Consider the following 26,272-nt stretch of genomic DNA (forward strand, 5'->3'; position numbering starts at 1 on the left):
CATGCACACCCGCGAACAATCCCCCCGCCAGCGCTGGATGGCCGTGCTGGCCCGCGCCAGCGCCGCCGACCTGGCGCCTTTCGAGAGCGCCCTGCGCGACTGCACCTACCAGCTGATCCGTCCCGCGGAAATCGGCATGACCCTGGTGCGCGGGCGCATGGGCGGCACCGGTGCGCCGTTCAACCTCGGCGAGATGAGCGTCACCCGCTGCGTGGTGCGCCTGGCCGACGGCAGCACCGGCTACAGCTACCGCGCCGGCCGTGACAAGCGCCAGGCCGAGCTCGCCGCCCTCGCCGATGCCCATCTGCAAGGCCCGCAACAAAGCCGTTGGCTCGCCGAGCTGATCGAACCGCTGGCCGCCGCGCAGGCCCGACGCGCCGCGCAACAAGCTGCCGAAACCGCCACTACCCGCGTGGAGTTCTTCACGCTGCTGCGAGGAGAAGACTGATGAATCGCGCCCCATCCGACCTGTTGCAGGCCGCCTTCGCCGACCCGGTGCTGGACGCGCAGAAGTGCTTCCGCGCCGCGCTCAAGGCCTTGTCCGAGCCGGGCACGCGCCAGCCGCTGGTCAGCGTCGCCGCCATCGAGCCGCTGCAGACCGCCAGCTACGCGCTGTGCCTGAGCCTGCTGGATAACGACACGCCGCTGTGGCTGGCACCGGCCTTCGACACCCCGGCGATCCGCGCCAACCTGGCCTTTCACTGTGGCTGCCCGATCGTCGAGGCACGCGAGGAGGCGATGTTCGCCCTGCTCGACGCCGCCGCGCTGGACGACCTCTCCGGCTTCTACGCCGGCAGCGAACGCTACCCGGACCAGTCCTGCACGCTGCTGATCCAGCTCGACCGTCTCGACCGCGGCCCGGCACTGAGCTGGCAGGGCCCGGGTATCGACGGCAGCCGCCTGGTCGGCCTGCCGCTGACGCCGACGTTCTGGCAGCAGCGCGCCGCACGCAACGACTTCCCGCGCGGGCTCGATGCGCTGTTCTGCGCCGACGGCGAAGTGCTCGGCCTGCCGCGCAGCACCCGCATCGGCGATTCGCTCAAGGAGGTGGCCTGATGTACGTCGCGGTCAAGGGTGGCGAACAGGCCATCGACAACGCCCACGCGCTGCTGGCGAAGAAGCGCCGCGGTGACACCGCTATCGCCGAACTCGGCGTCGAGCAGATCCGCCAGCAGCTGCCGCTCGCCGTGGCGCGGGTGATGAGCGAGGGCTCGCTGTATGACGAAGAACTCGCCGCGCTGGCGATCAAGCAGGCCGCCGGCGATCTGGTCGAGGCGATCTTCCTCCTGCGCGCCTACCGCACCACGCTGCCGCGCTTCGCCGAAAGCCTGCCGCTGGACACCGGCGCCATGCAGCTCAGCCGTCGCATCTCGGCGACCTTCAAGGACGTGCCCGGCGGCCAGCTGCTCGGCCCGACCTTCGACTACACCCACCGCCTGCTGGATTTCGCCCTGCTCGCCGAAGGCGAACGCCCCGGCCCGCCGGTGGATGCCAACGCCACGCTGAGCAACTGCCCCCGCGTACTCGGCCTGCTCGGCGAGGAAGGCCTGATGACGCCGGAAATCGACCGCGGCGAGCCGGTGCCGGACCTCACCCGCGAGCCACTGGAGCTGCCGACGAGCCGCGCCGAACGCCTGCAGGCGCTGGCGCGCGGCGACGAGGGCTTTCTCCTGGCGCTGGGCTATTCGACCCAGCGTGGCTACGGCCGCAACCACCCGTTCGCCGGCGAGATTCGCATCGGCACCGCCGAGGTCTGGATCGAGCCGCAGGAGCTGGGCTTCCCGGTCTGCCTCGGCGAGATCGAGCTGACCGAGTGCGAGATGGTCAACCAGTTCGTCGGCGAGAGCGCCGCGCAGGCGCAGTTCACCCGCGGCTACGGCCTGGCCTTCGGCTACGCCGAGCGCAAGGCGATGGGCATGGCGCTGGTCGACCGCGCGCTGCGTGCCGGCGAGTACGGCGAGGAGGTGCAGGGCCCGGCGCAACAGGAGGAATTTGTCCTGATGCACTGCGACAACGTCGAGGCCGCCGGCTTCGTCTCGCACCTGAAACTGCCGCACTACGTCGACTTCCAGTCCGAGCTGGAGCTGATCCGCAAGCTGCGCCAGCCGCAGGCCGAGCAGACCGAAGACGACGCCGCGACGCCAGCGAAGGAGAAACGCGCATGAATGCCCAGGCCATTCCCGCCAGCGAGGCGGGCTACAACTTCGCCTACCTCGACGAGCAGACCAAGCGCATGATCCGCCGCGCACTGCTCAAGGCGGTCGCCATACCCGGCTATCAGGTGCCCTTCGGCGGCCGCGAGATGCCGCTGCCCTACGGCTGGGGCACCGGCGGCATGCAGCTGACCGCGGCCATTCTCGGCGCGGACGACGTGCTCAAGGTGATCGACCAGGGCGCCGACGACACCACCAACGCGGTGTCGATCCGCCGCTTCTTCGCCCGCACCGCCGGGGTCGCCACCACCGAGCGCACCCCGGAAGCGACGGTGATCCAGACCCGCCACCGCATCCCGGAAACCCCGCTCGCCGCCGGGCAGATCATGGTCTACCAAGTGCCGATCCCCGAGCCGCTGCGCTTCATCGAGCCGTCGGAAACCGAGACGCGCACCATGCACGCGCTGGGCGACTACGGCGTGATGCACGTGAAGCTCTACGAGGACATCGCCACTTTCGGCCACATCGCCACCAGCTACGCCTACCCGGTGACGGTGGACGGGCGCTACGTGATGGACCCGTCGCCGATTCCCAAATTCGACAACCCCAAGCTGGACCGCAGCCCGGCGCTGATGCTGTTCGGCGCCGGCCGCGAGAAGCGCCTCTACGCCGTGCCGCCGTACACCCGCGTGGTCAGCCTGGATTTCGAGGATCACCCGTTCCAGATCCAGCAGTGGGAACAGTGCTGCGCCATCTGTGGCAGCGGCGATTCCTACCTCGACGAACTGATCGTCGACGACGCCGGCAGCAAGCAGTTCGTCTGCTCGGATACCGACTATTGCGCGCAGCGCGCCCAGCAACAGGAGAGCCGCCCATGAGCGCCGCCGAACAACTGCTGCCCGCCACGAGCGTCGGCACCGAGCCGCTGTTCGCGGTGCGCGACCTGACCCGTCTGTACGGCCCGGACAAGGGCTGCCAGGGCGTGTCCTTCGACCTCTACCCCGGCGAAGTGCTGGGCATCGTCGGCGAGTCCGGCTCGGGCAAGTCCACCCTGCTCTCGCTGCTCTGCGGCCGCTGCCCGCCGGATCGCGGCAGCGTGCAGTACCGCGACGGCGGCGGCGACTGGCTCGACCTCTACGCCGCCAGCGAGGCCGAGCGGCGCACGCTGCTGCGCACCGAATGGGGCTTCGTCGAGCAGAACCCGCGCGACGGCCTGCGCATGGGCGTTTCCGCCGGCGCCAACATCGGCGAGCGGCTGATGGCGCAGGGCGTCAGGCATTACGGCCAGCTGCGCGCCGCCGGGCTGGACTGGCTGCAACAGGTGGAGATCGACCCGGCGCGCATCGACGACCTGCCGCGGACCTTCTCCGGCGGCATGCAGCAACGCCTGCAGATCGCCCGCAACCTGGTCTCCAGCCCGAAGCTGGTGTTCATGGACGAACCCACCGGCGGCCTCGACGTGTCGGTGCAGGCACGTCTGCTAGACCTCCTGCGCGGGCTGGTGCGCGAGCTGGACCTGGCGGTGGTGATCGTCACCCACGACCTCGCCGTGGCACGCCTGCTGGCCGACCGGCTGATGGTGATGCGCCGCTCGCGGGTGGTGGAGTCGGGCCTGACCGACCAGATCCTCGACGACCCGCAGCACCCCTATACGCAGCTCCTGGTGTCCTCGGTGCTGCAGCCATGAAGGAATCCGTCATGACGAACCTGATCGAGGTCCGTGACCTCGCCAAGACCTTCACCCTGCACCAGCAGCACGGCGTCCGCCTGCAGGTGCTGCGCGGGCTGAACTTCACCGTCGCCGCCGGCGAGTGCCTGGTGCTGCACGGCCAGTCCGGCGCCGGCAAGTCGACCCTGCTGCGCACGCTGTATGGCAACTACCTGCCCGCCGGCGGCAGCATCCGCATCCGCCATGCCGGCGACTGGCTGGAGCTGGTCGGTGCCGAGCCGCGCCAGGTACTCGCCGTGCGTCGGCAGACGCTGGGCTACGTCAGCCAGTTCCTGCGGGTGATCCCGCGGGTGCCGGCGCTGGAGGTGGTGATGGAACCGGCGCTGGCGCGCGGCTGGACGCGTGCCGACGCCGAGGCGCGGGCCAAGGCGCTGCTGACCCGGCTGAACATTCCCGAGCGGCTCTGGCAGCTGGCCCCCGGCACCTTTTCCGGCGGCGAGCAGCAGCGCGTCAACCTCGCGCGCGGCTTCATGGTGAGCTGGCCAGTGATGCTGCTCGACGAACCCACCGCGTCGCTGGACGAAGCCAACGCCCGCGTGGTGCTGGAACTGATCGACGAAGCCAAGACCGCCGGCAGCGCGCTGATCGGCATCTTCCACGACCGCGCGATCCGCGAGGCAGTCGCCGACCGCTACCTGGACATGACGCAGGAGGACCTGGCCCATGCCAGCTGAACAGATACTCAGCAACGCCCGACTGATGCTGGCCGATCAGGTGATCCACGGCAGCCTGCTGATCCGCGATGGCCTGATCGCCGACATCAGCGCAGGCGCCAGCAGCCTGCCGCAGGCGCAGGACCTGGACGGCGCCCTGCTGCTGCCGGGGCTGATCGAACTGCACACCGACAACCTGGAAAAGCACATGAGCCCGCGCCCGGGCGTGGACTGGCCGTCCGCCTCGGCGGTGCTGACCCACGATGCGCAGATCGTCGCCGCCGGCATCACCACGGTGTTCGATGCGCTGTCGATCGGCGATATCAATCCCAAGGGCAAGCGCATGCAGCAACTCAGGGTGATGCTGGAGGCCATCGCCGAGGCCGAGGCAGCCGGGCAGACCCGCGCCGAACACCGCCTGCACCTGCGCTGCGAAGTCAGCCACCCGCAGTGCCTGGAGCTGTTCCGCGAGCTGGTCGAGCAGCCGCTGGTGCAGCTGGTCTCGGTGATGGACCACGCGCCGGGCCAGCGCCAGTTCGCGCGCATGGAGAAGTACCGCGAGTACTACATGGGCAAGTACCACCTGAGCCCGGCGGAAATGGATCAGTTCGTGACCGAGCAGCTGGCCAACTCGGCGCGGCACAGCGACCAGCAGCGCGCCGCCATCGTCGATATCTGCCGCAGCCGCGAGCTGGCGCTGGCCAGCCATGACGACGCGACGCTCGATCACGTCGAGGAATCGGCCGGCTACGGCATGGCCATCGCCGAGTTCCCGACCACTTTCGAGGCCGCCGAGGCCAGCCACGCGCGCGGTCTGAAGGTGCTGATGGGCGCGCCGAACATCGTTCGCGGCGGCTCGCACTCGGGCAACATCGCCGCTGCCGATCTGGCCCAGCGCGGCGTGCTGGACATCCTCTCCAGCGACTATTACCCGGCCAGCCTGCTGCAGGCCGCGCTGGGCCTGGCCGAGCAGAACAACGGCTACGATCTGCCGCGCGCCATCGCCACCATCAGCCTGGCGCCGGCACGCGCGGCCGGGCTGGATGATCGCGGCGAGATCGCCGTTGGTCTGCGCGCCGATCTGGTGCAGGCGCAAGTGCACAAGGGCCAGCCGGTGATCGGCCAGGTCTGGCGCCAGGGCCGGAGGGTGTTCTGATGCAGTCGCGGCGTGCAATGCTGGCCCATCCCGGGCGGGTTACCGCTACGATGCCGACACGTTCGCGTTCTTCTGCTGATGGAGGTGATCTGATGCAAGGCCGCCTGATCTACCTGATCGGCCCTTCCGGCGCCGGCAAGGACAGCCTGCTCGAAGCCGCCCGCGCGCCGCTCGCCGAGCGTGGCGTGCGCATCGCCCGGCGGGTCATCACCCGTTCGGCCGAGGCGGTCGGCGAAGCCGCGCATTCGGTGAGCGCCGAGGAGTTCGCGCGATTGGAAGCCGAGCAGGCCTTCGCCCTCGCCTGGCGCGCCAACGGGCTGGCCTACGGCATCCGCGCCGAGATCGACGCCTGGCTGGCGGCCGGCGAGGATGTGCTGGTCAATGGCTCGCGCGGCTTTCTGCCCGCGGCGCGCCAGCGCTACCCGGACCTGCTGGCGGTGCTGCTGACCGTCGAGCAGGACGTGCTGCGCGAGCGCCTGCTGAACCGCGGCCGGGAAACCCCGGAGCAGATCGAGGCACGCCTGGCGCGCAACGCGCTGTTCACCGGCGAGCTGGACGACTACATCCGCCTGGACAATTCCGCCTCGCTGACCAGCAGCGTCGAGCGCCTGCTGCAGCTGCTCGACGAGCACCGCCAATGCGGTTGACCCTGCTCGGCACCGGCGATGCCGCGCAGCTGCCGGTGTACAACTGCGACTGCCCGGCCTGCGCCCGCGCCTGGCGCGAACCGGCGTATCGCCGCGGTCCGTGCTGCGCGCTGATCGAATGCGCCGGCCAGCGCTGGCTGCTCGACAGCGGCCTGACCGACCTCGGCGAGCGCTTCGTCCCCGGCAGCCTCAGCGGCATCCTGCAAACGCACTACCACGCCGACCACGCCCAGGGTCTGCTGCAGCTGCGCTGGGGCACCGGGCTGCGCATTCCGGTACACGGCCCGGAGGATCCCGCGGGCTTCGCCGATCTCTACAAGCACCCGGGCATCCTCGATTTCAGCCAGCCGTTCGCCGCCTTCGAGCGCCGTGCGCTGGGCACGCTGCGCGTCACGGCGCTGCCGCTGCAGCACTCGAAGCCGACGTTCGGCTACCTGCTAGAAGGCGTCGGGCGCAAGATCGCCTATCTCACCGACACCCTCGGCCTGCCGGACGACACCCGCGCCTACCTGCAGGGCATTGCGCTCGACGTGCTGGTGCTCGATTGCTCGCAGCCGCCGCAGGAACCGCCGCCGCGCAATCACAACGACCTGACCCGCGCGCTGCAGAGCGTCGACGAACTGCAGCCGGCGCAGGCCGTGCTGACCCACGTCGGTCATGCGCTGGATGCCTGGCTGATGGAACAGCCACGGGAACTGCCGGGCAACGTGCGGCTGGCGTACGACGGCATGATGCTTTAGACGGCGCGTGGAAAACGCTGCGCGGTTTTCCACCCTACCGATGCCGATGCCGATGCCGATGCCGATGCCGATGCCGATGCCGATGCCAGCGTAGGGTGGATAACGCGAAGCTTATCCACCTTGGCCCCACGCACAGTACAATGCACCTCAAGCAAACCCGGAGCTACGTGCGAAGGCTGCGCACCGTCGGCGGGCAGCAGCCCCTGGACCGCTCAGCGCCCCGGCTGCGGACGAAAGCCCGGCACGTTGTCCGGCCGCTCGATGCGCGCGGCGGGCAGCGTGCAGTTGAGGTCGCGGAAGGCGCGCTCGTTGAGCCGCTGCCAGCCCTCGCCCGGGGAGGTCTGGCGGCAGATGACGGTGCCGTCGAGCTTGCTCTGCCACTGGTAGTACGGCGCCGGCGCGGCGTCGGCCAGCAGCGGCAACGACAGGCAGAGGAGCAACGGAAGCAGGCGCATGGCAGGCTCGGGAGGGGCGATGGCGCCACTCTAATCCATCGCCGGCGCCACGCAAGCACCGCCGGGCGCGCCGGGTATCGGCAAGAATCCGCCGATCACCGACGCAGCATGAGCGATTCTCCGCTTATCGGAACTCCGTCGCGGCGCCGCACGCCCGAGCTAGCGCGGTTTCGCCAGCTGGCACAGCACGTGCAAAGCCCCCCATGCCCGTTGCGATCACACGAACAAGAAAAGCCGCACGCCGCGCTCCGCTTCCCCGGGAAGCCTCCGCCCGCCGCCTCGTCTTTTCCTGTCCGCCGGCAACCTGCAGGGTTGCGGCCGATCGCCTATGGTCTACAGCGCCCGATTCCAATAACAACACGGAGAAACACCATGAGACTGACCAAGCGCATCAGCCTGCTGGCTGCCGCCGCCGCCTTCACGGCCAGCACCGCGGCCGTCGCCGCGCCGACCTTCATCAATATCCTCACCGGCGGCACCAGCGGGGTGTACTACCCGATCGGCGTGGCGCTGTCGCAGCAGTACAACAAGATCGACGGCGCCAAGACCTCGGTGCAGGCGACCAAGGCCTCGGTGGAAAACCTCAACCTGCTGCAGGCCGGGCGTGGCGAACTGGCGTTCGCCCTCGGCGATTCGGTGGACGATGCCTGGAACGGCGTCGAGGATGCCGGCTTCAAGGCGCCGCTCAAGCGCCTGCGTGCCATCGCCGCGACCTATCCGAACTACATCCAGATCGTCGCCAGCCAGGAATCGGGCATCAAGACGCTGGAAGACCTCAAGGGCAAGCGCATCTCCGTCGGCGCGCCGAAGTCCGGCACCGAGCTGAACGCCCGCGCCATCTTCAAGGCCGCCGGGCTGAGCTACGAGGACATGGGCCGGGTGGAATTCATGCCCTACGCCGAGTCGGTCGAGCTGATCAAGAACCGCCAGCTGGATGCCACGCTGCAGTCCTCGGGCCTGGGCATGGCGGCGATCCGCGACCTGGCGTCGATGGTGCCGATCACCTTCGTGGCGATCCCGGCCGAGGTGGTGGAGAAGATCGGCAGCAGCGCCTATCAGGCCAGGGTGATCCCGGCCGGTACCTACGACGGCCAGGACGCCGATGTGCCGACCGCGGCGATCACCAACATCCTGGTCAGCCACGACAAGGTGTCCGACGAGGTGGCCTATCAGATGACCAAGCTGATGTTCGACAACCTCGACCGCCTGTCCAGCGCCCACTCCGCGGCCAAGGACATCAAGCTGGAAACCGCTACCGAAGGCTTGCCGATCCCGCTGCATCCGGGCGCCGAGCGCTTCTACAAGGAAGCCGGCGTGCTCAAGTAAGCACGTCCGCCGCCAGCCACCGCGCCATGCGGGCGGTGGCCGGCGGCACTTGCGGAACCCGCAATGACACGCTGCCCGCGCCACGGGCAGCGTCCCCCGCACCGTCCGCTTGAAGCCCCGACGCTTGAAGCCGCTGTTCCGGAGAGTTCTCCATGAGCGAATCCCAAGGCCTGCACGCCAGCCCCAGCGAATGGCCGAAGGCGCTGTTCTACACGGCGCTGCTGTTTTCCACCTACCAGATCATCACCGCGGCCTTCCATCCGGTGTCCAGCCAGGTGCTGCGCGCCGGCCACGTCGGTTTCCTGCTGCTGATGGTGTTTCTCTGCTACCCGGCGCGCGGCACCAATCGCCCGTGGCAGCCGCTGGCCTGGCTGCTGGGCCTGGCCGGCATGGCCACGGCGTTCTACCAGTGGTACTTCGAGGCCGATCTGGTGCAGCGCTCCGGTGACCTGACGCAGGCGGACCTGATCGTCGGCATCACCCTCACGGTGCTGGTGTTCGAGGCCGGGCGCCGGGTGATGGGCATCGCCCTGCCGCTGATCTGCGCACTGTTCCTGGCCTACGGCCTGTTGGGCGAATACCTGCCGGGCGACTTCGCCCACCGCGGCTATGGTTTCGACCAGATCGTCAACCAGCTGTCGTTCGGTACCGAGGGCTTCTACGGCACGCCGACCTACGTCTCGGCGACCTACATTTTCCTGTTCATCCTGTTCGGCTCGTTCCTCGAGCAGGCCGGGATGATCAAGCTGTTCACCGACTTCGCGATGGGCCTGTTCGGGCACAAGACCGGCGGCCCGGCCAAGGTCTCGGTGGTGTCCTCGGCGCTGATGGGCACCATCACCGGATCGGGCGTGGCCAACGTGGTCACCACCGGCCAGTTCACCATCCCGCTGATGAAGCGCTTCGGCTACAAGCCAGCCTTCGCCGGCGCGGTGGAGGCCACCGCGAGCATGGGCGGGCAGATCATGCCGCCGGTGATGGGTGCGGTCGCCTTCATCATGGCCGAAACCATCAATGTGCCGTACGTGGAAGTCGCCAAGGCGGCGCTGATTCCGGCGATGCTGTACTTCTTCGCGGTGTTCTGGATCGTGCACCTGGAGGCACGCAGCAAGGGCCTCAAGGGCCTGCCGAAAGACCAGTGCCCGAGCGCCTGGGCGTCGGTCAAGGAGCGCTGGTTCCTGCTGGTGCCGCTGGCGGTGCTGGTGTTCCTGCTGTTTTCCGGCCGCACGCCGATGTTCTCCGGCACGGTGGGCCTGGCGTTGACGGCCATCGTCATCCTCGGCTCGGCGATCATCCTCAAGGCCAACAGCTTCTGGCTGCGCGCGGTGTTCTGGATCGCCCTGGGCGTGCTCTGCGCCGGCTTCTTCCAGCTCGGCATCGGGGTGATCTTCGGCGTCATCGGTGCGCTGGTGGTAGCCTGCTGGTTCATCAAGGGCGGTCACGACACCCTGCGCGCCTGCCTGTACGCCCTGGTCGAAGGCGCACGCCACGCGATCCCGGTGGGCATCGCCTGCGTGCTGGTGGGGGTGATCATCGGCATCGTCTCGCTGACCGGCATCGCCAGTACCTTCGCCGGCTACATCCTGGCCATCGGCGAGAACAACCTGTTCCTCTCGCTGCTGCTGACGATGCTGACCTGCCTGGTGCTGGGCATGGGCATCCCGACGATTCCCAACTACATCATCACCAGCGCCATCGCCGCGCCGGCGCTGGAGCAGCTGGGCGTGCCGCTGATCGTCTCGCACATGTTCGTCTTCTACTTCGGGCTGATGGCCGACCTGACGCCGCCGGTCGCACTCGCCTGCTTCGCCGCGGCACCGATCGCGCGCGAGAACGGCTTCAAGATCAGCCTGTGGGCGATCCGCATCGCCGCCGCCGGGTTCGTGGTGCCGTTCATGGCCGTCTACGACCCGGCGCTGATGATGCAGGGCGACAGCTGGCTGGCCACGGCGTACATGGTGGTCAAGACGGTCTTCGCGGTGTGCCTGTGGGGCATGGCGGTTACCGGCCACCTGAGCCTGCGCATGCCGATCTGGGAGCGCCTGTGGGCGTTCGCCGCTGGCGTCGCGCTGATTCTGGCCATGCCGGTCAGTGATGAAATCGGCTTCGTGCTGGGCATTGCGCTGGTGGCGCAGCATATCTGGCGTGCCCGTCGCACCGAGCGGCTGGCGACGGCGTGATCGGCCTCTGTCTGGGCCTGGCCGGGGTGGTGTGGGCGCAACTGCCCACACCCGCCTTCACCCTGGCGTGGAATCACACCATTGAGAAGATCCGCTGGGAGGAGGATTACCGCGTCACGGCGGACGGCCTGCTGCTCGGCGAAGCGCGGATCAAGGGTTCGGGGGCCGGCATGGAAGCGCCGCAAGGTGCCGAACTGCGCGACGGCGCCTGGCACTACCGGCGCCAGGTGCCGGCGCTGCAGCCACTGCGCGTCGGCCGCACCCCAGAGGCCGGCGACTACCAGCTGTGCTTCGACGGGCAATGCCACGCATTGAGCGAATGGCTCGGCCCGCCGCGCGCCGACCGGCCGGCGCTGGAGCTGTGGAGCTGCGAGGTGGCGGCGCAGTCCTGAGCCTCGGCGCTGGATCGTTAAAGCGTTGCCTACTCGACGCTCCTGCTCAGACCGCCAGCTCTACTTCCCGCCGCAAGCGCCGCGTGCTGCCGCGCGCGGCGCTTGCGCCACCAGATCACCACGCCGGTCACCGATAGCACGGCAATCGCCACACCGAGAACGGCGATCAGGATGCGCCCCGGCAGGCCGAGGATGCGTCCGCCGTGGATCGCCGGTTGCAGCAGGTGGAACTGCTGGCCCAGCGTGCCCTGGCCGGGAATCTCCTGGCCGAGCAGACGGGTGCCGTCGGTGCCGTGGAAGAACAGCCAGGCGTTGCCCTGGTTGCTGTCGTGCGCACCGAAACCGGCGCCGTAGAAGTTGTACTCGAAGCTGTAGTACAGCTCGGTGATCGGCTCGCTCAGGCCCAGCGTCGCGGCGTGCTGCATGGCGTAGTCGTAGGCCTGATGGAAGTCGTAGGCGGTGCTGCCCAGCTGATCGGCCGGCAGGCGGCCACGCGCCTCATAGACGCTCGGCTCCACGGGGGAGAACAGCGAAACCACCGGCTTGAACACCTGCTCCGGCAGGTTCATCGCCACGCTGCTGACCGCCACCGGCGTCAGCAGCAGCCACAGCCACAGGCCGCCGGCCCGGTGCACGTCGTGGTTCAGGCGCTGGCGCTTGATCTTCCACGCCGTCCACCACTTGCCGAAGAACGGCCGCCCGCGCGGCAAGGTCAGCAGCAGCGAGACCAGGCAGTCGATCACCCAGGCGATCGCCACCAGGCCCATCAGCCACAGCCCCCAGTTGCCGGGCAGCGCCAGGTTGTAGTGGAACTCGAGCAGGAACGGCACCAGATTCTTGCGCGAGAAGCAGCACTCGCCCCAGTAGCGCGTGCCCACCGTTTGGCCGGTCACGGTGTCGAGGTAATGCACCACCGGGCGCTCGGCAAAGGGCTTGCCGGTGGCCGGATCGTTGCGCGGCACCAGGGCCAGCAGCGCGGCGTGGCCCGGTTCGTCCGCGAACTCCATGTACCAGACCTGCAGGCGCGGGTTGGCCGCCTCGACCCGCTCCACCAGCGTGCCCGGCGCCAGCAGCGGACCGTCACTGGCGGTGTGGTAGAACTCGGGATTCAGCCACTCGTCCAGCTCGTGGTGGAAGGCCAGCACGCTGCCGGTGATACCGGCGAGAAACAGGAATAGCGCGGTCGCAAGGCCGATGTAGCGGTGCAGGAGCACGAGGATCGGGCGCATCAGCGGTCTCCGTTTGCAGAAAATACAAAGCCGCCGGCCTTGGGAGCCGGCGGCCGCTGGGGACGATCAGAAGTCGTAGGTCACGGTCGCCATGACGTTGCGCGCCTCGCCGTAGTAGCACTGGCTGAGGCTGTTGCACGCGGCGACGTACTTCTCGTCGGTGAGGTTGTTCAGGTTCAGGCGTACGCCAACACCCTGCAGCCCGACGCGCGACAGGTCGTAGCCGAGCATGGCGTCGTACAAGGTGTAGGACGGGATGTGCAGGGTATTTTCCGCATCCGCCCAGCTCTTGCCGAAGTAGCGCGCGCCGCCACCGATCTGCAGGCCGGCCAGCGGTCCCTGAGCGAACGTGTAGTCGGCCCACAGCGAGGCCATGTTGCGCGCCACGGCGTTGGGCCGGTTGCCGCGGTTGTTCACCCCGGCGGCGCCGGTGAAGTCCTTGGAGTACTCGACGTCCATGTAGGTGTAGCTGGCGATCAGGTTGACCTGCTCCACCGGCTTCAGGCGCGCCTCGACTTCCACGCCCGTTGAGGTCAGCTCGCCGACCGCGCGGTAGAAGTTCTCGTTGGAATCCTTGTTCGCCAGGTTGGACTGTTTCAGGTCGAACCAGGAGATGGTGTAGAGGTCGTCGGTGCCCAGCGGCTGGTACTTCAGGCCGACCTCGACCTGCTCGCCCTCGGTGGGATCGAGCAACGCGATGTCGTAGACGCCAGGTGAAACCTCGTTGTAGGCCGCGGTGGCGTTGGGGTTGAACGACTCGGAGTAGCTGGCATACGGCGACAGGCCGTTGTCGAAGGCGTAGAGCACGCCGACGCGGCCGGTGAACTGCTCGAGCTTGGCGTTATCGGCCTGATCGCCGTAGCTCGCATCCTCGGTATGGTCGAACGACACATCCACCCAGTCCTGACGCATGCCCAGCGAGAAGCGCCAGTTGCCCAGGCTGATCAGGTCCTGCACATACAGGCCGGTCTGCTCCAGCTCGCGGGTCTCGTCGTACTGGTGGTAGAACACCGGGCTGCCGACGCCGACTGCGCCGCTGTAAGGGTTGATCGGCGCCAGGCCGTAGCCGGCGTCGTAGGCGACCTTCGCCTTGCGCCGCTGATAGTCGAGGCCGGTCACCAGGGTGTGGCTGAGCGCGCCGGTATCGAAGAGAAACTGCAGCTGGTTGTCGATCGTCCAGGCGTGCAGCGCTTCGTCGGCACCGGTGTAGTAGCGCACCAGCTCGTCGGCCGTCGCGTAGCCGTACTGGTAGACCTGGCCGGATTCCACGGTCGAGTCGAGGTACTGGAAATTCTGCCGCGCCGAAACCACGTCGTTGAAGCGATGCTCCAGCTGATAGCCGATCATCTGCTGGTCGCGCTCGAACTGCTCGTAATCCTCGTCGCCCTCGAAGAAGCTGCGCGAAATGCGCTGGCCGTTGTGCGAGGTCACCGTGCCGTCCGCCGGCAGGCCACCGTGATAGCCGCTCTCGGGGTCCTTCTGCAGCATCGCCAGCAGGGTCAGGCGGGTGTCGTCGGTGAAGTCGATGCTCACCGACGGCATTACCGCGTAGCGCTGTTCCTCGATGCCATCGACCTGGTTGTCGGCATCCTTGACCACGCCGGCGAGGCGATAGGCGATGCGCTCGTCCTCCAGCGGCCCGGTGAAATCGAACGCGGTCTGCTTATAGTCGTGGCTGCCGTAGGAGAACTGCAGCTGGCGGCGGGTTTCGCGCTGCGGCTTCTTGGTGGTCATCGCCACCAGCCCGCCGGGCAGGCTGCGGCCGTAGAGCACCGAGGACGGCCCCTTGAGGATGTCGATGCGCTCGATGAAATACGGGTCGACCTGCAGGCTGCTGTAGGTGCCGCTGTCGCCCAGCAGCTTCTGCCCGTCGAGGTAGAGGTTGTCCACCGAACCATCGGTGATGCCGCGCATGGCGACATAGTCGTAGCGGGTCGTCGCGCCGTAGGGCGTGCTCATAAGGCCCGGCGTGTAGCGCACCGCCTGGGCGATGGAGCGCGAGCCCTGATCCTCGATCTGCTGGCGGGTGACCACCGAGACGGTCTGCGAGGTTTCCACCAGCGGCATGCTGGTCTTGGTCGCCACACTGCTGTGGGTGGCGCTGTAGCCGTCCATCTCACCCAGTGCGTTGCCCAGGGCGAAGCCCTGCACCGTCATCGGCTGCAGCTCGACCGCGCCGGTTTCGCTGGCGCGGCGGATCAGCGAGTAGTTGCCCTGGCTGTCGCGCACCGCCTGCAAACCACTGCCGGCAAGCAGTGCGGCAAAGCCATCGTCGACACCGTACTGACCGCGCAGGCCGTCCGACTGCAAGCCCTGCAGCAGGCTGCCATCCACCGACAGCAGCACACCGGCCTCGCCGGCGAAACGGCTCAGCACGCTGGACAGCGCGCCGGCGGGAATGTCGTAGCGGCTCTGCGCCTGCTGGCTCGAAGCCGGTTCGGCGGCGCTCGCCAGGCCGGGCAGCGTGGCCGTCAGCGGCAGGCAGAACAGGGTGGCGCGGATGGCGCGCGCAAGCACGCGCGGACGATGGGGGGCTGAACGCATGAAGAAATCCCTAGTGGTGAGGACCGGCACATGGCCTTTGCAGCTGAAGCCCGTCAGCACCGATAAAAGGGAACCTCATATGCGATTATTTTTCATTGGCGATGCAATCGCATCACGCCGCGCCGGAAGGCTCCAGGCTGACCCACCAGGACATGCGCCGCTGCACGCGTACCGGCAGCGTCGCCGCCAGCGCATCGAGCACACGGTCACTGTCGTCCAGCGGGAAGGCACCGACCACGCGCAGTTCGGCGATGCGCGGATCGCAGCCGAGATAGCCGTGGCGGTAGCGCGCCAGCTCGGCGAGAAAATCCACCAGGCGCAGGTTGTCCGCGAGCAGGATGCCGCGCGACCAGGCCTGGTGCCCGGCCTGTACCGGCGCGGGCGGACCGATCCGGTTGGCACTGAAACCGACCTGCTGCCCGGCGCCGATGCCACGGCCGAGTCCGCCGTGATCCGGCTGGATGTCCACCATGCCGCTGAACACGCTGAGCCGGGTGCTGCCGTCACGCTGGCGCACCGAGAAGCGCGCCGCCTGCGTGACGCGCAACTGGCCCTCGCGGCTTCGCAGCAGCAGCGGTCGCGCTTCGTCCACGGCTTCGACCAACACTTCACCGCGATACAGCGCCAGCCGCCGGATAGCGCCGTCGAAGCCGGCATCCGCCGCGCTGTCGGTGTTCAGCCAGAGCCGCGATCCATCGGCGAGCCGCGTCTCGCGCACCTCGCCGACGCCGGTGCGCAGACCGGCGCTCCAGTCCTGCCAGGGCAGCCTGCCACCCGCCAGCCCCAGCGCCGCACCGCCACACACCAGCGACAGCAGCTTGAGCGCCTGCCGGCGGCTCGGCGTGCACTGCTGCAGCATGCCACCCGCCGCGCGCCCGGCCGGATGCGCGCTCAGCGGCGCGAATCGACCGCTGATGCGCTGCACCTTCTGCCAGGCGCGCGCGTGTTCCGGCTGGCGCACCCAGGCGGCCCAGGCCTCGCGCTCGACGGCGTCGACCGTATCCGATTCGAGCCGCGCGAACCATTCGGCAGCCTCCTGCAGCACGCGGTAATCGAGGCTCATGCGTCGTCATCCAGCAGCATCAGGCAATGCAGCATGGCCTGCGCCATGTACTTCTTGACCATCCGTTCGGACACCTCCAGCTCGGCGGCGATGGCGGCGTAGGTCATGCCCTGCAGCTGCGACATGAGGAAGGCGCGGCGCGCCTTGTGCGGCAGGCGGTCGAGCATCGCGTCGATCTGCAGCAGCGTCTCGATGATCAGCGCCTGCTCTTCCGGCGACGCCGCCAGCGGTTCGGGCTGCAGCGCCAGCACGTCGAGATAGGCCTGCTCGATCTGCCGACGCCGCCAGTGGTTGATCAGCAGTCCCTTGGCGATGGTGTGCAGATAGGCGCGCGGCTCGCGGATGGCGGAAAGGTCCTGCGGTTCCCTGGTCAGCACGCGGACGAAGGTGTCCTGCGCCAGGTCGGCGGCACGCTGGCTGCACTGCAGGTGGCGGCGCAGCCAGCCGTTCAGCCAGCCGTGATGCTCGACGTAGAGCCGCTGGACGAATTGCTGCCGGATGAAACCGTCGGCGGCCATGAGGACCTCACGAATGCTGAGCGCTGAATGCTAACGCTTCTCAACAACTCACGCCACGGCATTCGCCTTGCGCGCGCCCCCCACGGCTTGGCTACGCTGGGTAAACCCCTGTTGCCACGGAGCCACACCATGAACCGTACCCTGACCGCCCTCGCCTTCCTGCTGTCCTGCAGCCTGCCGGTGCAGGCCGCGCCGATCCTGCCTGGCCTGTGGGAATTCACCAGCCGCGACATCCAGGTCGACGGCGAGCAGATGCCCGGTGTCAGCGAGATGCTCGAACAGATGCAGAACCTGCCGGCCGCGCAGCGTCAGCAGATGGAAGACATGCTCGCCGCGCAGGGCGTGCAGCTCGGCGGCCAGGGCGTGCGCATCTGCCTCAGCGAGGCGCAGGTGAATGCCGAGGAGTTGCCGTTCAGCGATCGACCCGACTGCACCCAGGAGATCACCGAGCGCACCGACCGCCTGTGGAAATTCCGCTTCCAGTGCCCGGACGCCAGCGGCCAGGGCGAAACCCGCTTCATCAGTGAGCGCGAATTCGTCAGCGTGGTGGAAAGCCAGTACAGCGCCGGCGGCGAGCGCGGCAGCAGTCGCATGGAGTCGCAGGCGCGCTGGCTCGGGGAGGATTGCGGCGCGCTGAAACCGGCACGCTAGCCCGCCGTTCCACGTGAAACCCCCGGCCGCACTGGGCTGCGCGGGTCAGTCGCCGCTTTCCCAGCGCCCGCCGCTGTTCTGCTCGCAGGCCGGCTGGAGGAAGCGGCCGTCGCTGGCGACGCCGTAATAGTGGATGTCCTGGCGGTATGGCAGGTTGGACACCTGGGCGTCGCGGCAGATGCCGAACGCACCGCTCGGGCAGCTCTCGACGAACTGCACGTCCACCTGCTGGTCCTTGAGCTGCGGCTGGCAGAAGCCACTGCGAAACAGCTCAGCGGGGATGTTGCGGTTCTGCTGGCAGAGCCGCACTTCGATGCGCGCATCCCGGCTATGGACGATGCAGGCCTCGGCCAGCACCTCCCCGGCCAGACCCAGCAGCAGCGGCAGCAGCAACATCGGACGCATCGCGTGACCCTCTCCCTCGAACGGCGGCGACTCTAGCACGCCGCCGCGGAAAAACGGCTTCCCCGCGCATGCCAAAATGCGGACCATGCCAGCATGCTCACACAGATCCCTACCCACCTGATCGGCGGCCCGCTGGGCGCCGGCAAGACCAGCCTGATCCGCAACCTGCTGACGCAGAAGCCGGCTGACGAACGCTGGGCGGTGCTGGTCAACGAATTCGGCCAGATCGGCCTGGATGCCGCCCTGCTGACCACCGATGCCGATGGCGTCGGCATCGCCGAGGTCGCCGGCGGCTGCCTGTGCTGCGTCAACGGCCTGCCGTTTCAGGTCGGCCTGACCCGCCTGCTGCGCCAGGCCCGGCCGCAGCGCCTGCTGATCGAACCTTCCGGGCTCGGCCATCCGGCGCAGCTGCTGCGTCAGCTCGGCCAGCCGCCGTGGACCGAGGTGCTGGCCGTGCAGCCCAGCGTGCTGGTACTGGATGCCGCGGCGCTGGCGCGCGGCGCAGCGCTACCGGACAGCCAGCAGCAGGCGCTGGACAGCGCCGGCCTGCTGGTGCTGAACAAGAGCGCGGCGCTGGACGCAGCGACACGAACGGCGCTCGCCGCGCGCCTGCCGGCGCGGCCGCTGTACTGGACCGAACAGGGCGCGCTGCCACTGGCGCAGCTGCCGGGCATCGCCCAGCAAGCGTGCGCGGGCGCTGATCACGCCGCACTGCCGACCGCTGCGGCGCCGCTGCCTGGCGTCTGGCTCGATCCGCGTCAGCCGGTCTGCCAGGTGCAGGCCGGCGCGGATGGCTGGAGCATCGGCTGGCGCTGGCATCCGAGCCAGCGCTTCGACATGGCACGGCTGCAACACTGGCTGCACCGCTGGCCGTGGCGGCGCGCCAAGCTGGTGCTGCATGGCGAAAGCGGCTGGTGGTCCGGTAACGCCCTGGATGGCGCGCCGATGCAGCTGCAAGCGAGCGAGTGGCGCAAGGATTCGCGACTGGAACTGATCTTCGCCGCGCCGCAAGCGCAGGCGGCGTTGCAGCAGTCGCTCGATGAGTGCCGGATCAGCTAGTTAGTGGGCAGTTTTCAACCGCCTGCTAGTGGCGGCGCCAGTCGTCGAGCTGGATCACCTGCCCGCTCGGCGGCTCGGCGGGAGCACGGAATGGATGCGCCTCGAGCTCGATGCGCCCGACATGCCCGCCGAACATGACGATCTGCCCGACGTGCCGCTGCTCGCCGGTGACGGTGAACTCGAAGCCGTAGACGCGCGCCAGGCGACGATGCCCGGCGCCGTCGCGCAGCAGCGCCAGGCGCTTGAAGGCGACGTTGCCGTCGAGCAGTTCGACGTCCAGCTTCTGGCAATGCCGGCGCGCCGCGACCAGCGCGCGCTCGCGAATGCCGTGGCCGTGCCAGAGCCACGCCGCCACGCTGGCCAGGACCAGGAAGAGGAACAGATTACCGAGCGTCAGCATGGCAGGTTCCCGGACGACGGCGGACGCTGATCACGATGCTCATGCACCGCTTTCCAGCCACACGTCGCGCGCCCAGTGCCAGACCGTTTCCCAGGTCTGCTCGGTGAGCTCGTGACTGTCGCCGTCGAACAGCGTGACCTCGCCTTCCAGATCGACCACATAGTAGTCGGGACCGTCCTGGCAGATCGGCAGCAGATCGCGCGGTACGCCGGCGTCCCAGGCGTTGGCCGCCACTTCCGGCAGGTAGGTGTGCGACTGCGGATCGCTGGCGGTGACCGGCTCCAGCCGTCCGTAGATCACATCGCTGACCTGCAGCAGGAACTCGCGCAGGCCGAACGGCAGGTTGATGAAAAGCTGCTCCTCGACCTCGACCAGTTGTTCGTCGTCCGGCAGCTCCAGCGGCACCGGCACCGGCTCGTTGCGTTCGCGCAGCTCTTCGATGACTTCTTCCATCGCTCCTCCTGTTCATGCACCGCGGGGCAAGGCGCCGTTATACAGCCCCGCGATGCGCCGAACCAGCGGCGCGGCGCCAGTGGTGCGGCAGCCGTGCCCGGCGGCTCACGGCACCAGCACCGCCGCGCCCTGAAAGCGCCCGTGACGCAGGTCGTCGAGCGCCTGGTTGGCCTGCTCCAGCGGGTAGGCGCGGGTTTCGGTATGGATGCCGACCTGGGCGGCGACCGGGAAGAAATCCAGGCCATCCTGACGGGTCAGGTTGGCCACCGAAACCAGCTCGCGCTCCTGCCAGAGGATGTCGTAGGGGAAGCTCGGAATGTCGCTCATGTGGATGCCGGCGCAGACCACCCGGCCGCCCTTGCGCACGGCGCGTAATGCGGCCGGCACCAGCTCGCCGGCCGGCGCGTAGATGATCGCTGCATCCAGCGGCACCGGCGGCGACTCGTTCGAATCGCCGGCCCAGACCGCGCCCAGCGAGCAGGCGAAGTCCTGTGCGGCCACATCGCCCGGGCGGCTGAAGGCGTAGACATCGCGTCCCTGCCAGCGCGCCACCTGCATGACGATATGCGCCGCGGCGCCGAAGCCGTACAGGCCCAGGCGCTTGCCGTCACCAGCCTTGACCAGCGAGCGCCAGCCGATCAGCCCGGCGCAAAGCAGCGGCGCCAGTGCGACGGGGTCGCCCGCTTCACCGAGGGCGAAGGCGAAACGCGCATCGGCCACCACGAATTCGGCATAGCCGCCGGGACGGGTGTAACCCGTGAATTGCGGTGCGTCGCAGAGGTTTTCCTCGGCGTGCTGGCAGTAGCTGCAGGTGCCGCAGGTATGCCCCAGCCACGGAATGCCGACACGCTGGCCCAGCTCGAAACCCGTCACGCCCTCGCCCAGCGCATCGACGCGGCCGACGATCTCGTGGCCCGGAATGATCGGCAGCGGCGCCGCCGGCAGCTCGCCATCAACCACGTGCAGGTCGGTACGGCACACGCCGCAGGCCAGCACCTTGACGCGCAGCTCACCGGGCCCGGGTTGCGGCTCGGGAATGTCACGCAGGTGCAACGGTTCGCCGGTTCTTTCCAGCAGCATGGCGCGCATCGACGGCTCTCCTTTCGTCTCCCGTTCTGCTGCAGGGTAGGCCGATCGGCGAAAAAACGCTCTAGACTCGAAACGTCCCGTGATTTCCGGAGTGCTCCCCATGACGCTATCGCCCTTCCACCTCGCCATTCCCGTCCACGATCTGGCCGCCGCGCGCGCCTTCTACGGCGAGGCGTTCGGCTGCGCCGAGGGCCGCAGCAGCGAGCATTGGGTGGATTTCGACTTCTTCGGCCACCAGCTGGTGATCCACGAGGCGCCGAAGATGCCGCATCAGGAAGCGGCGCACAGCAATCCGGTGGATGGGCACGACGTGCCGGTGCCGCACTTCGGCGTGGTGCTCGGCTGGGCGCAATGGGAAGCGCTGGCCGAGCGGCTGAAGGCGCGCGGCACGCGCTTCGTCATCGAGCCTTACGTGCGCTTCCAGGGCCAGGTCGGCGAACAGGCCACCATGTTCCTGCTCGACCCCTGCGGCAATGCCCTGGAATTCAAGGCATTCAAGGACATCGGCCAGCTGTTCGCCAAGTGAGCCGGGTCAGCCGCGCTCGGCAAGGTGCTGGTCCTTGAGTTTCACGTAGTTGCCGGCGGTATAGCTGAAGAAGCTGCGCTCCTTGTCGGTCAGCGGCCGGGCCTGCTTCACCGGGCTGCCGACGTAGAGGTAGCCCGATTCCAGCGTCTTGCCTGGCGGCACCAGGCTGCCGGCGCCGATGATCACCTCGTCCTCGACCACCACGCCGTCCATCACGATCGAACCCATACCGACCAGGATGCGGTTGCCCAGGGTGCAGCCGTGCAGCGTGACCTTGTGGCCGACGGTGACCTCGTCGCCGATGCTCAGCGGAAAGCCGTCCGGGTTGTACGGCCCGGCGTGGGTGATGTGCAGCACGCTGCCGTCCTGGATGCTCGAGCGCGCGCCGATGCGGATGCGGTGCATGTCGCCGCGGATCACCGTCAGCGGCCACACCGAGCTGTCGGCACCGATCTCCACATCGCCGATGACCACGGCGGACTCATCGACGAACACGCGCTCGCCCAGTTGCGGCGTGCTGTTTTGGTAGCTGCGTATCGCCACGATAGAAACCTCTCTGGCTGCGGGAAGGGTCGATTGTAATTAAGATGGTCGGCATTGCCGCCGCCGCACGGCCGGAGCATCGTCCGGCCCGTGTGGTCTGAGTTCTACCCTTTTCGTCCCAAGGTGTCCCGTGAGCGCGAACAATCCCCTGCTGCAAGACTTCGACCTGCCGCCCTATTCCGCCATCCGCCCGGAGCACGTCGAACCGGCGATCGACAGCATCCTCGGCGATAACCGCGTGGCGATCCTGGAGCTGCTCAGCCGTCCGGCCGACAGCCTCGACTGGCAGACCCTGGTGATCGGTCTCGACGAGCTGAACGACCGCCTCGGCCGCGCCTGGGGGCCGGTCGGCCATCTCAACGCGGTGTGCAACAGCCCGGAACTGCGCGCCGCCTACGAGGCCTGCCTGCCCAAGCTGTCGGCCTACTGGACGGAACTCGGGCAGAACCGCGCGCTGTTCGAGGCCTACCAGGCGCTGGCCAAGCGCCCGGAAGCGGCCGGCTACGAGGTGGCGCAGAAGACCATTCTCGACCACGCGCTGCGCGACTTCCGCCTGTCCGGCATCGACCTGCCGCCGGTCGAACAGCAGCGCTTCGGTGAAATCCAGATGAAGCTCGCCGAACTGGGCAGCCGCTTCTCCAACCAGCTGCTGGACGCCACCCAGGCCTGGACCCGCCACGTCACCGACGAAAACCTGCTGGCCGGCATACCCGACTCGGCCAAGGCGCAGATGGCCGAGGCGGCCAAGGCCAAGAACCTTGACGGCTGGCTGATCAGCCTGGAATTCCCCAGCTACTACGCAGTGATGACCTACGCCGACGATCGTGGTCTGCGCGAGGAGGTCTACGCCGCCTACTCCACCCGCGCCTCCGACCAGGGGCCGAACGCCGGGCAGTTCGACAACGGTCCGGTGATGGAAGAAATCCTCACGCTGCGCCACGAACTGGCGCAGCTGCTGGGCTACGGCAACTTCGCCGAACTGTCGCTGGCGACCAAGATGGCCGAATCCACCGAGCAGGTGCTGAGCTTCCTGCGCGACCTGGCGGTGCGCAGCAAGCCGTTCGCCGCGCGCGACCTGGCCGAACTGCGCGCCTTCGCCGCCGAGCAGGGACTGGCCGATCTGCAAAGCTGGGACCTCGGCTACTACGCCGAGAAGCTGCGCCAGAGCCGCTACAGCCTGAACCAGGAAGAGCTGCGCGAGTACTTCCCGATCGACAAGGTGCTCTCGGGGCTGTTCGCCATCGTCCAGCGCCTGTACGGCATCGAGATCCGCGAGCTGGAACACTTCGAGAGCTGGCACCCGGACGTGCGCCTGTTCGAGATCAGCGAGCACGGCGAGCACGTCGGGCGCTTCTTCTTCGACCTCTACGCGCGGCCGAACAAACGCGGCGGCGCCTGGATGGACGGCGCCCGCGACAAGCGCCGCACCGCCGCGGGCACGCTGCAGACGCCGGTGGCCAACCTGGTCTGCAACTTCACCCCGCCGGTGGGCGAGCGCCCGGCGCTGCTGACCCATGACGAGGTCACCACGCTGTTCCACGAATTCGGCCACGGCCTGCATCACCTGCTGACCCAGGTCGAGCACGCTGGCGCCTCGGGCATCAACGGCGTGGCCTGGGATGCGGTCGAGCTGCCGAGCCAGTTCATGGAGAACTGGTGCTGGGACCCCGAAGGCCTCGCGCACATCTCCGGCCACTACCAGACCGGCGAGCGCCTGCCGCAGGACAAGCTGGACCGCATGCTGGCGGCGAAGAATTTCCAGTCCGGCATGATGATGGCGCGCCAGCTGGAGTTCTCCCTGTTCGACTTCGAGCTGCACGCCACCCACGGCGACGGCCGCAGCGTGCTGCAGGTGCTCGAACACATCCGTGACGAGGTCTCGGTGATGTGTCCGCCGGCGTACAACCGCTTCCCCAACAGCTTTGCGCACATCTTCGCCGGCGGTTACGCGGCCGGTTACTACAGCTACAAGTGGGCCGAGGTGCTGTCGTCCGACGCCTTCTCGCGCTTCGAGGAAGAAGGCGTGTTCAACGCCGAGACCGGCCGCGCCTTCCGCGAGGCGATCCTCGCCCGTGGCGGCTCGCAGGAGCCGATGGTACTGTTCGTCGATTTCCGAGGCCGCGAGCCGTCCATCGACGCCCTGCTGCGCCACCTCGGGCTGGTAGCGGAGGCCGCGGCATGAGCAACGACGTATCTCGAATCACCACCAAGCGCTTCATCGCCGGTGCTGTGTGCCCGGCGTGCAGCGCCGGCGACTGCATCAAGATGTGGGACGTCGACGGCGTGCCACATCGCGAATGCGTGGTCTGCGGCTATGCCGACATCCTCAACGCCCAGGGCCAGTCGGTGCCGCTGGAACTCGGCACGCGGGTCAACAAGGTCCAGCCCAAGGCGGCCAATCCGCAGGTGCAGTCGGTGCAGTTCTTTCCGAATCCGAAGTTGAAGAAGCCGGAGTGATGCGGCTCGGTTGAACCTAAAAAGCCCGCCAAATGGCGGGCTTTTTGTTTTCTTCTCATTCATGTTTGGGGGGAACTGCCAGTTTTCGGGCATTGCTGGGCACGTTGCAGTCACGCCGGTCGGCAGAGTCGCTTGAAAGCTTGGTTTCGCCCTGCTGGGCGAGTCACTTTTGCCAGTCGCCGGACGGCCGGCCCCGACAAAAGTAACCAAAACCGCTTGCCCCTGCATCCGGCCCTGCGCTTCGCGCAGGGTCCGTTCGTTCCATCGCCGCTTCAGGGGGCCGGCTTACAAGGGCCATCCTTGGCCCTTTAAGCCTCTCGCCGCATCCATGCGGCTCGCTCCCTTACGCAACGATTCCACTCACCCTCCTGAAAGGGGCGGTTGGTGCCGCCTGAAAGCCCGTGCAGCTAAAAGCCAAAGCAACAACGAAAAACCTTCAGGCGACTCGGGCTCCGATCCCGTCAGGAGGCCAAGTGGAGGCGTCGCGCAGGGGGACGCAAGGCAGGACGCCGAGCGAGTCACGAAGGGACAGGGACGTCCCTTCGTGACGTGCCCCCGGAGCGGCGCCGGAGCGAGGGAAGTCTGGTCGCAGGCCAGACCCGGATGTCGGGCGCGCTTTCTTTCTCTTTCGCGCGAACAAAGAGAAAGTGACTCGGCCGGGTGGCCGAAACCAGAACCACCAGCTCACGCGGTAATGGCCTGATCTCTAGACCACAAACCTAAACGAGCGGGCAGACCCACCCAATCCTGCCAGCTCAATACCGCCAAATATTTGCTTTCTCAGGGAAAGCGCGATGCCCCCTTGGGGCCGGCGGATCAGCCCTCGCTGCCCCGTGCCACCCGCCCCGGCTGTGGTGCGCGGGCAAACAGGCGCTTGAGCTTCATCGCCGGCGCCTCGACCAGGTGCCAGGACAGCGCCGCGCAGATCAGCGTCGGTACGAACGCGATCAGCGACAGACCAAGCACCCCGATCTGCGGGCCGAACAGGTAGACGGTGAGCTGCTGGAACGGAAAGGCGTAGATGTACAGGCCATAGGAGAAGTCACCGTACTTGCCGAAGCGCGACACCCACGGCAGCGGCGCGTAGGCGAGGTAGAGCACCAGGTACGGCAGCGCGACGAAGTACACCAGCTGTCCGATGTCGGTGCGGAACGTCGCCACCAGCGCCGCGAACAGCAGCGTCGCGATCCAGCCGCGCCAGGGGATGTCGTCGCGATAGAGAAACAGCGCCGAGCCCGAGTAGTAGAGTAGCCCGAGCTTGAAGATGTTCTTGATGAAGTAGGAATCGATGCCGAGCTTGCCCAGCAGCCAGAAATGCCCGACGGCGAGCCCGGCGATCGGCAGGAAGATCAGCCGGCGCGTGAGGAAGCCAGTCAGCCCGAGGATCATCACGCCGATATACATCAGCACTTCCAGCGGCAGCGTCCACAGCGAACCGTTGACCACGTCCGGGTAGATGTTGCCGTCGAACACCCCGGGCAGCTCGAAGCGGGTCACCAGCAGGATGTTCTGCAGGTAGGTCCAGGTGCCGTCTGCGGCGAGGTAGCGGGCGAGGTCGAACTGCGTGACCAGCGGGCCGAGAACGAAGGTGGTCAGCAGCACCGCGACGATCAGCGCCGGGAAGATGCGCAGCGCGCGCTTGAGCAGGAAGCTCTGCGGGCTGCTGCTGGCCAGCCACGACGAGGCGATCAGGTAGCCGCTCATGACGAAGAAGATGCCGACCGCGATCGAGCCGCCCTTCTCGTAGCCGGTCAGCACGGTCAGCGGCTCGTCGCCGCGTCGCCCGACCAGTGGGTAGCTGTGGGCGAACAGCACCAGCGCCGCGGCGAAGAAGCGCAGGAAGTCGAAGTTGTTCTCCCGCGTGTGGAAGGAGGTCTGCATGGTCTGCTCCTGAGGGTGTCGGC

General features: G+C 67.9%; 28 protein-coding genes. 17 read left to right on the forward strand and 11 right to left on the reverse strand.

Going from position 1 to position 26,272, the window contains the following annotated elements; all coding sequences use genetic code 11:
• Window position 1: 1 nt before the first annotated feature.
• The 9 genes from phnG (at window position 2) to phnP (ending at window position 7,078) form a co-directional block, all read left to right on the forward strand.
• Window positions 2–448, forward strand: a complete 447-nt coding sequence (gene phnG, locus AC0ZJQ_RS18665; RefSeq protein WP_125860486.1) for a phosphonate C-P lyase system protein PhnG — start codon at window positions 2–4, stop codon at window positions 446–448.
• On the forward strand, window positions 448–1,056 hold the full coding sequence (gene phnH / locus AC0ZJQ_RS18670) for a phosphonate C-P lyase system protein PhnH (RefSeq protein WP_476477103.1): 609 nt from the start codon (window positions 448–450) through the stop codon (window positions 1,054–1,056). The genes phnG and phnH overlap by 1 nt, the downstream gene beginning before the upstream one ends.
• Window positions 1,056–2,165, forward strand: a complete 1,110-nt coding sequence (locus AC0ZJQ_RS18675; RefSeq protein ID WP_476477104.1) for a carbon-phosphorus lyase complex subunit — start codon at window positions 1,056–1,058, stop codon at window positions 2,163–2,165. The genes phnH and AC0ZJQ_RS18675 overlap by 1 nt, the downstream gene beginning before the upstream one ends.
• Complete coding sequence (locus AC0ZJQ_RS18680) at window positions 2,162–3,031, forward strand: alpha-D-ribose 1-methylphosphonate 5-phosphate C-P-lyase PhnJ (RefSeq protein ID WP_312465412.1); 870 nt, start codon at window positions 2,162–2,164, stop codon at window positions 3,029–3,031. The genes AC0ZJQ_RS18675 and AC0ZJQ_RS18680 overlap by 4 nt, the downstream gene beginning before the upstream one ends.
• Window positions 3,028–3,840 carry a phosphonate C-P lyase system protein PhnK gene (gene phnK, locus AC0ZJQ_RS18685; protein WP_476477105.1) on the forward strand — a complete coding sequence of 271 codons (813 nt, stop codon included), beginning with the start codon at window positions 3,028–3,030 and terminating at the stop codon, window positions 3,838–3,840. The genes AC0ZJQ_RS18680 and phnK overlap by 4 nt, the downstream gene beginning before the upstream one ends.
• Before the next feature lie 11 nt (window positions 3,841–3,851).
• Window positions 3,852–4,556, forward strand: a complete 705-nt coding sequence (phnL, locus tag AC0ZJQ_RS18690) for a phosphonate C-P lyase system protein PhnL (protein WP_476477106.1) — start codon at window positions 3,852–3,854, stop codon at window positions 4,554–4,556.
• Window positions 4,546–5,691 (forward strand): alpha-D-ribose 1-methylphosphonate 5-triphosphate diphosphatase, encoded by a 1,146-nt coding sequence (locus AC0ZJQ_RS18695; RefSeq protein WP_476477107.1) that lies wholly within the window; start codon window positions 4,546–4,548, stop codon window positions 5,689–5,691. The genes phnL and AC0ZJQ_RS18695 overlap by 11 nt, the downstream gene beginning before the upstream one ends.
• A 92-nt stretch (window positions 5,692–5,783) precedes the next feature.
• Window positions 5,784–6,338, forward strand: coding sequence for a phosphonate metabolism protein/1,5-bisphosphokinase (PRPP-forming) PhnN (gene phnN, locus AC0ZJQ_RS18700; protein ID WP_476477108.1), 555 nt, complete (start codon window positions 5,784–5,786; stop codon window positions 6,336–6,338).
• Window positions 6,329–7,078 (forward strand): phosphonate metabolism protein PhnP, encoded by a 750-nt coding sequence (phnP, locus tag AC0ZJQ_RS18705; protein WP_476477109.1) that lies wholly within the window; start codon window positions 6,329–6,331, stop codon window positions 7,076–7,078. The genes phnN and phnP overlap by 10 nt, the downstream gene beginning before the upstream one ends.
• Window positions 7,079–7,290: 212 nt before the next feature.
• On the opposite strand, the gene AC0ZJQ_RS18710 is transcribed toward phnP, so the two are convergent.
• Window positions 7,291–7,533 carry a hypothetical protein gene (locus AC0ZJQ_RS18710; RefSeq protein ID WP_155550974.1) on the reverse strand — a complete coding sequence of 81 codons (243 nt, stop codon included), beginning with the start codon at window positions 7,531–7,533 and terminating at the stop codon, window positions 7,291–7,293.
• Between the two features lie 372 nt (window positions 7,534–7,905).
• Between AC0ZJQ_RS18710 and AC0ZJQ_RS18715 the strand changes: the two genes are divergently transcribed.
• The 3 genes from AC0ZJQ_RS18715 to AC0ZJQ_RS18725 all read left to right on the forward strand — a co-directional run bounded on the left by AC0ZJQ_RS18715 (window position 7,906) and on the right by AC0ZJQ_RS18725 (window position 11,431).
• Window positions 7,906–8,859, forward strand: a complete 954-nt coding sequence (locus AC0ZJQ_RS18715; protein ID WP_476477110.1) for a TAXI family TRAP transporter solute-binding subunit — start codon at window positions 7,906–7,908, stop codon at window positions 8,857–8,859.
• Between the two features lie 152 nt (window positions 8,860–9,011).
• A complete protein-coding gene (locus AC0ZJQ_RS18720; RefSeq protein WP_476477111.1) occupies window positions 9,012–11,039 on the forward strand; it encodes a TRAP transporter permease in 2,028 nt (675 codons plus the stop codon).
• On the forward strand, window positions 11,036–11,431 hold the full coding sequence (locus AC0ZJQ_RS18725; RefSeq protein ID WP_008569198.1) for a DUF1850 domain-containing protein: 396 nt from the start codon (window positions 11,036–11,038) through the stop codon (window positions 11,429–11,431). Before AC0ZJQ_RS18720 ends, AC0ZJQ_RS18725 begins: the two co-directional genes overlap by 4 nt.
• Before the next feature lie 29 nt (window positions 11,432–11,460).
• Here the strand turns inward: AC0ZJQ_RS18725 and AC0ZJQ_RS18730 are convergent, their stop codons facing one another.
• From AC0ZJQ_RS18730 to AC0ZJQ_RS18745, 4 genes are all read right to left on the reverse strand, one after another.
• The gene (locus AC0ZJQ_RS18730; protein WP_476477112.1) at window positions 11,461–12,660 is read right to left on the reverse strand and encodes a PepSY-associated TM helix domain-containing protein; all 1,200 of its coding nucleotides are present in this window, start codon (window positions 12,658–12,660) and stop codon (window positions 11,461–11,463) included.
• Between the two features lie 66 nt (window positions 12,661–12,726).
• Window positions 12,727–15,204: a TonB-dependent siderophore receptor gene (locus tag AC0ZJQ_RS18735; RefSeq protein WP_476477113.1), complete on the reverse strand. Its 2,478-nt coding sequence runs from the start codon at window positions 15,202–15,204 to the stop codon at window positions 12,727–12,729.
• Between the two features lie 112 nt (window positions 15,205–15,316).
• A complete protein-coding gene (locus tag AC0ZJQ_RS18740) occupies window positions 15,317–16,267 on the reverse strand; it encodes a FecR domain-containing protein (RefSeq protein WP_476477114.1) in 951 nt (316 codons plus the stop codon).
• Window positions 16,264–16,785 carry a sigma-70 family RNA polymerase sigma factor gene (locus tag AC0ZJQ_RS18745; RefSeq protein ID WP_314018405.1) on the reverse strand — a complete coding sequence of 174 codons (522 nt, stop codon included), beginning with the start codon at window positions 16,783–16,785 and terminating at the stop codon, window positions 16,264–16,266. Before AC0ZJQ_RS18745 ends, AC0ZJQ_RS18740 begins: the two co-directional genes overlap by 4 nt.
• Before the next feature lie 129 nt (window positions 16,786–16,914).
• Between AC0ZJQ_RS18745 and AC0ZJQ_RS18750 the strand changes: the two genes are divergently transcribed.
• Window positions 16,915–17,436, forward strand: a complete 522-nt coding sequence (locus tag AC0ZJQ_RS18750; protein WP_476477115.1) for a DUF3617 domain-containing protein — start codon at window positions 16,915–16,917, stop codon at window positions 17,434–17,436.
• 45 nt (window positions 17,437–17,481) lie between these two features.
• Here the strand turns inward: AC0ZJQ_RS18750 and AC0ZJQ_RS18755 are convergent, their stop codons facing one another.
• A complete protein-coding gene (locus tag AC0ZJQ_RS18755) occupies window positions 17,482–17,841 on the reverse strand; it encodes an NADH:ubiquinone oxidoreductase (RefSeq protein WP_213662184.1) in 360 nt (119 codons plus the stop codon).
• Between the two features lie 93 nt (window positions 17,842–17,934).
• Here AC0ZJQ_RS18755 and AC0ZJQ_RS18760 point away from each other — a divergent pair, with 93 nt between their 5' ends.
• The gene (locus tag AC0ZJQ_RS18760) at window positions 17,935–18,900 is read left to right on the forward strand and encodes a CobW family GTP-binding protein (RefSeq protein WP_476477116.1); all 966 of its coding nucleotides are present in this window, start codon (window positions 17,935–17,937) and stop codon (window positions 18,898–18,900) included.
• A gap of 25 nt (window positions 18,901–18,925) precedes the next feature.
• On the opposite strand, the gene AC0ZJQ_RS18765 is transcribed toward AC0ZJQ_RS18760, so the two are convergent.
• From AC0ZJQ_RS18765 to AC0ZJQ_RS18775, 3 genes are all read right to left on the reverse strand, one after another.
• Complete coding sequence (locus AC0ZJQ_RS18765; RefSeq protein WP_165594269.1) at window positions 18,926–19,300, reverse strand: DUF3301 domain-containing protein; 375 nt, start codon at window positions 19,298–19,300, stop codon at window positions 18,926–18,928.
• Window positions 19,301–19,339: 39 nt separating this feature from the next.
• On the reverse strand, window positions 19,340–19,753 hold the full coding sequence (locus tag AC0ZJQ_RS18770) for an SMI1/KNR4 family protein (RefSeq protein ID WP_008569188.1): 414 nt from the start codon (window positions 19,751–19,753) through the stop codon (window positions 19,340–19,342).
• 105 nt (window positions 19,754–19,858) lie between these two features.
• Window positions 19,859–20,842: a zinc-dependent alcohol dehydrogenase family protein gene (locus AC0ZJQ_RS18775; RefSeq protein ID WP_213662187.1), complete on the reverse strand. Its 984-nt coding sequence runs from the start codon at window positions 20,840–20,842 to the stop codon at window positions 19,859–19,861.
• Between the two features lie 100 nt (window positions 20,843–20,942).
• Between AC0ZJQ_RS18775 and AC0ZJQ_RS18780 the strand changes: the two genes are divergently transcribed.
• Window positions 20,943–21,368 (forward strand): VOC family protein, encoded by a 426-nt coding sequence (locus AC0ZJQ_RS18780; RefSeq protein WP_165594267.1) that lies wholly within the window; start codon window positions 20,943–20,945, stop codon window positions 21,366–21,368.
• 6 nt (window positions 21,369–21,374) lie between these two features.
• On the opposite strand, the gene AC0ZJQ_RS18785 is transcribed toward AC0ZJQ_RS18780, so the two are convergent.
• The gene (locus tag AC0ZJQ_RS18785; RefSeq protein WP_476477117.1) at window positions 21,375–21,911 is read right to left on the reverse strand and encodes a gamma carbonic anhydrase family protein; all 537 of its coding nucleotides are present in this window, start codon (window positions 21,909–21,911) and stop codon (window positions 21,375–21,377) included.
• Between the two features lie 130 nt (window positions 21,912–22,041).
• On the opposite strand from AC0ZJQ_RS18785, the gene prlC reads away from it, so the two are divergent.
• Window positions 22,042–24,093 (forward strand): oligopeptidase A, encoded by a 2,052-nt coding sequence (prlC, locus tag AC0ZJQ_RS18790; RefSeq protein ID WP_165594265.1) that lies wholly within the window; start codon window positions 22,042–22,044, stop codon window positions 24,091–24,093.
• The gene (locus AC0ZJQ_RS18795; RefSeq protein ID WP_008569183.1) at window positions 24,090–24,368 is read left to right on the forward strand and encodes a YheV family putative zinc ribbon protein; all 279 of its coding nucleotides are present in this window, start codon (window positions 24,090–24,092) and stop codon (window positions 24,366–24,368) included. Before prlC ends, AC0ZJQ_RS18795 begins: the two co-directional genes overlap by 4 nt.
• Before the next feature lie 816 nt (window positions 24,369–25,184).
• Here the strand turns inward: AC0ZJQ_RS18795 and AC0ZJQ_RS18800 are convergent.
• Entirely contained in the window at window positions 25,185–26,249 is a 1,065-nt protein-coding gene (locus AC0ZJQ_RS18800; RefSeq protein ID WP_476477118.1) for an acyltransferase family protein, read from the reverse strand.
• Window positions 26,250–26,272 lie beyond the last annotated feature (23 nt).

It is taken from the genome of Stutzerimonas sp. 21-1, assembly GCF_056336065.1.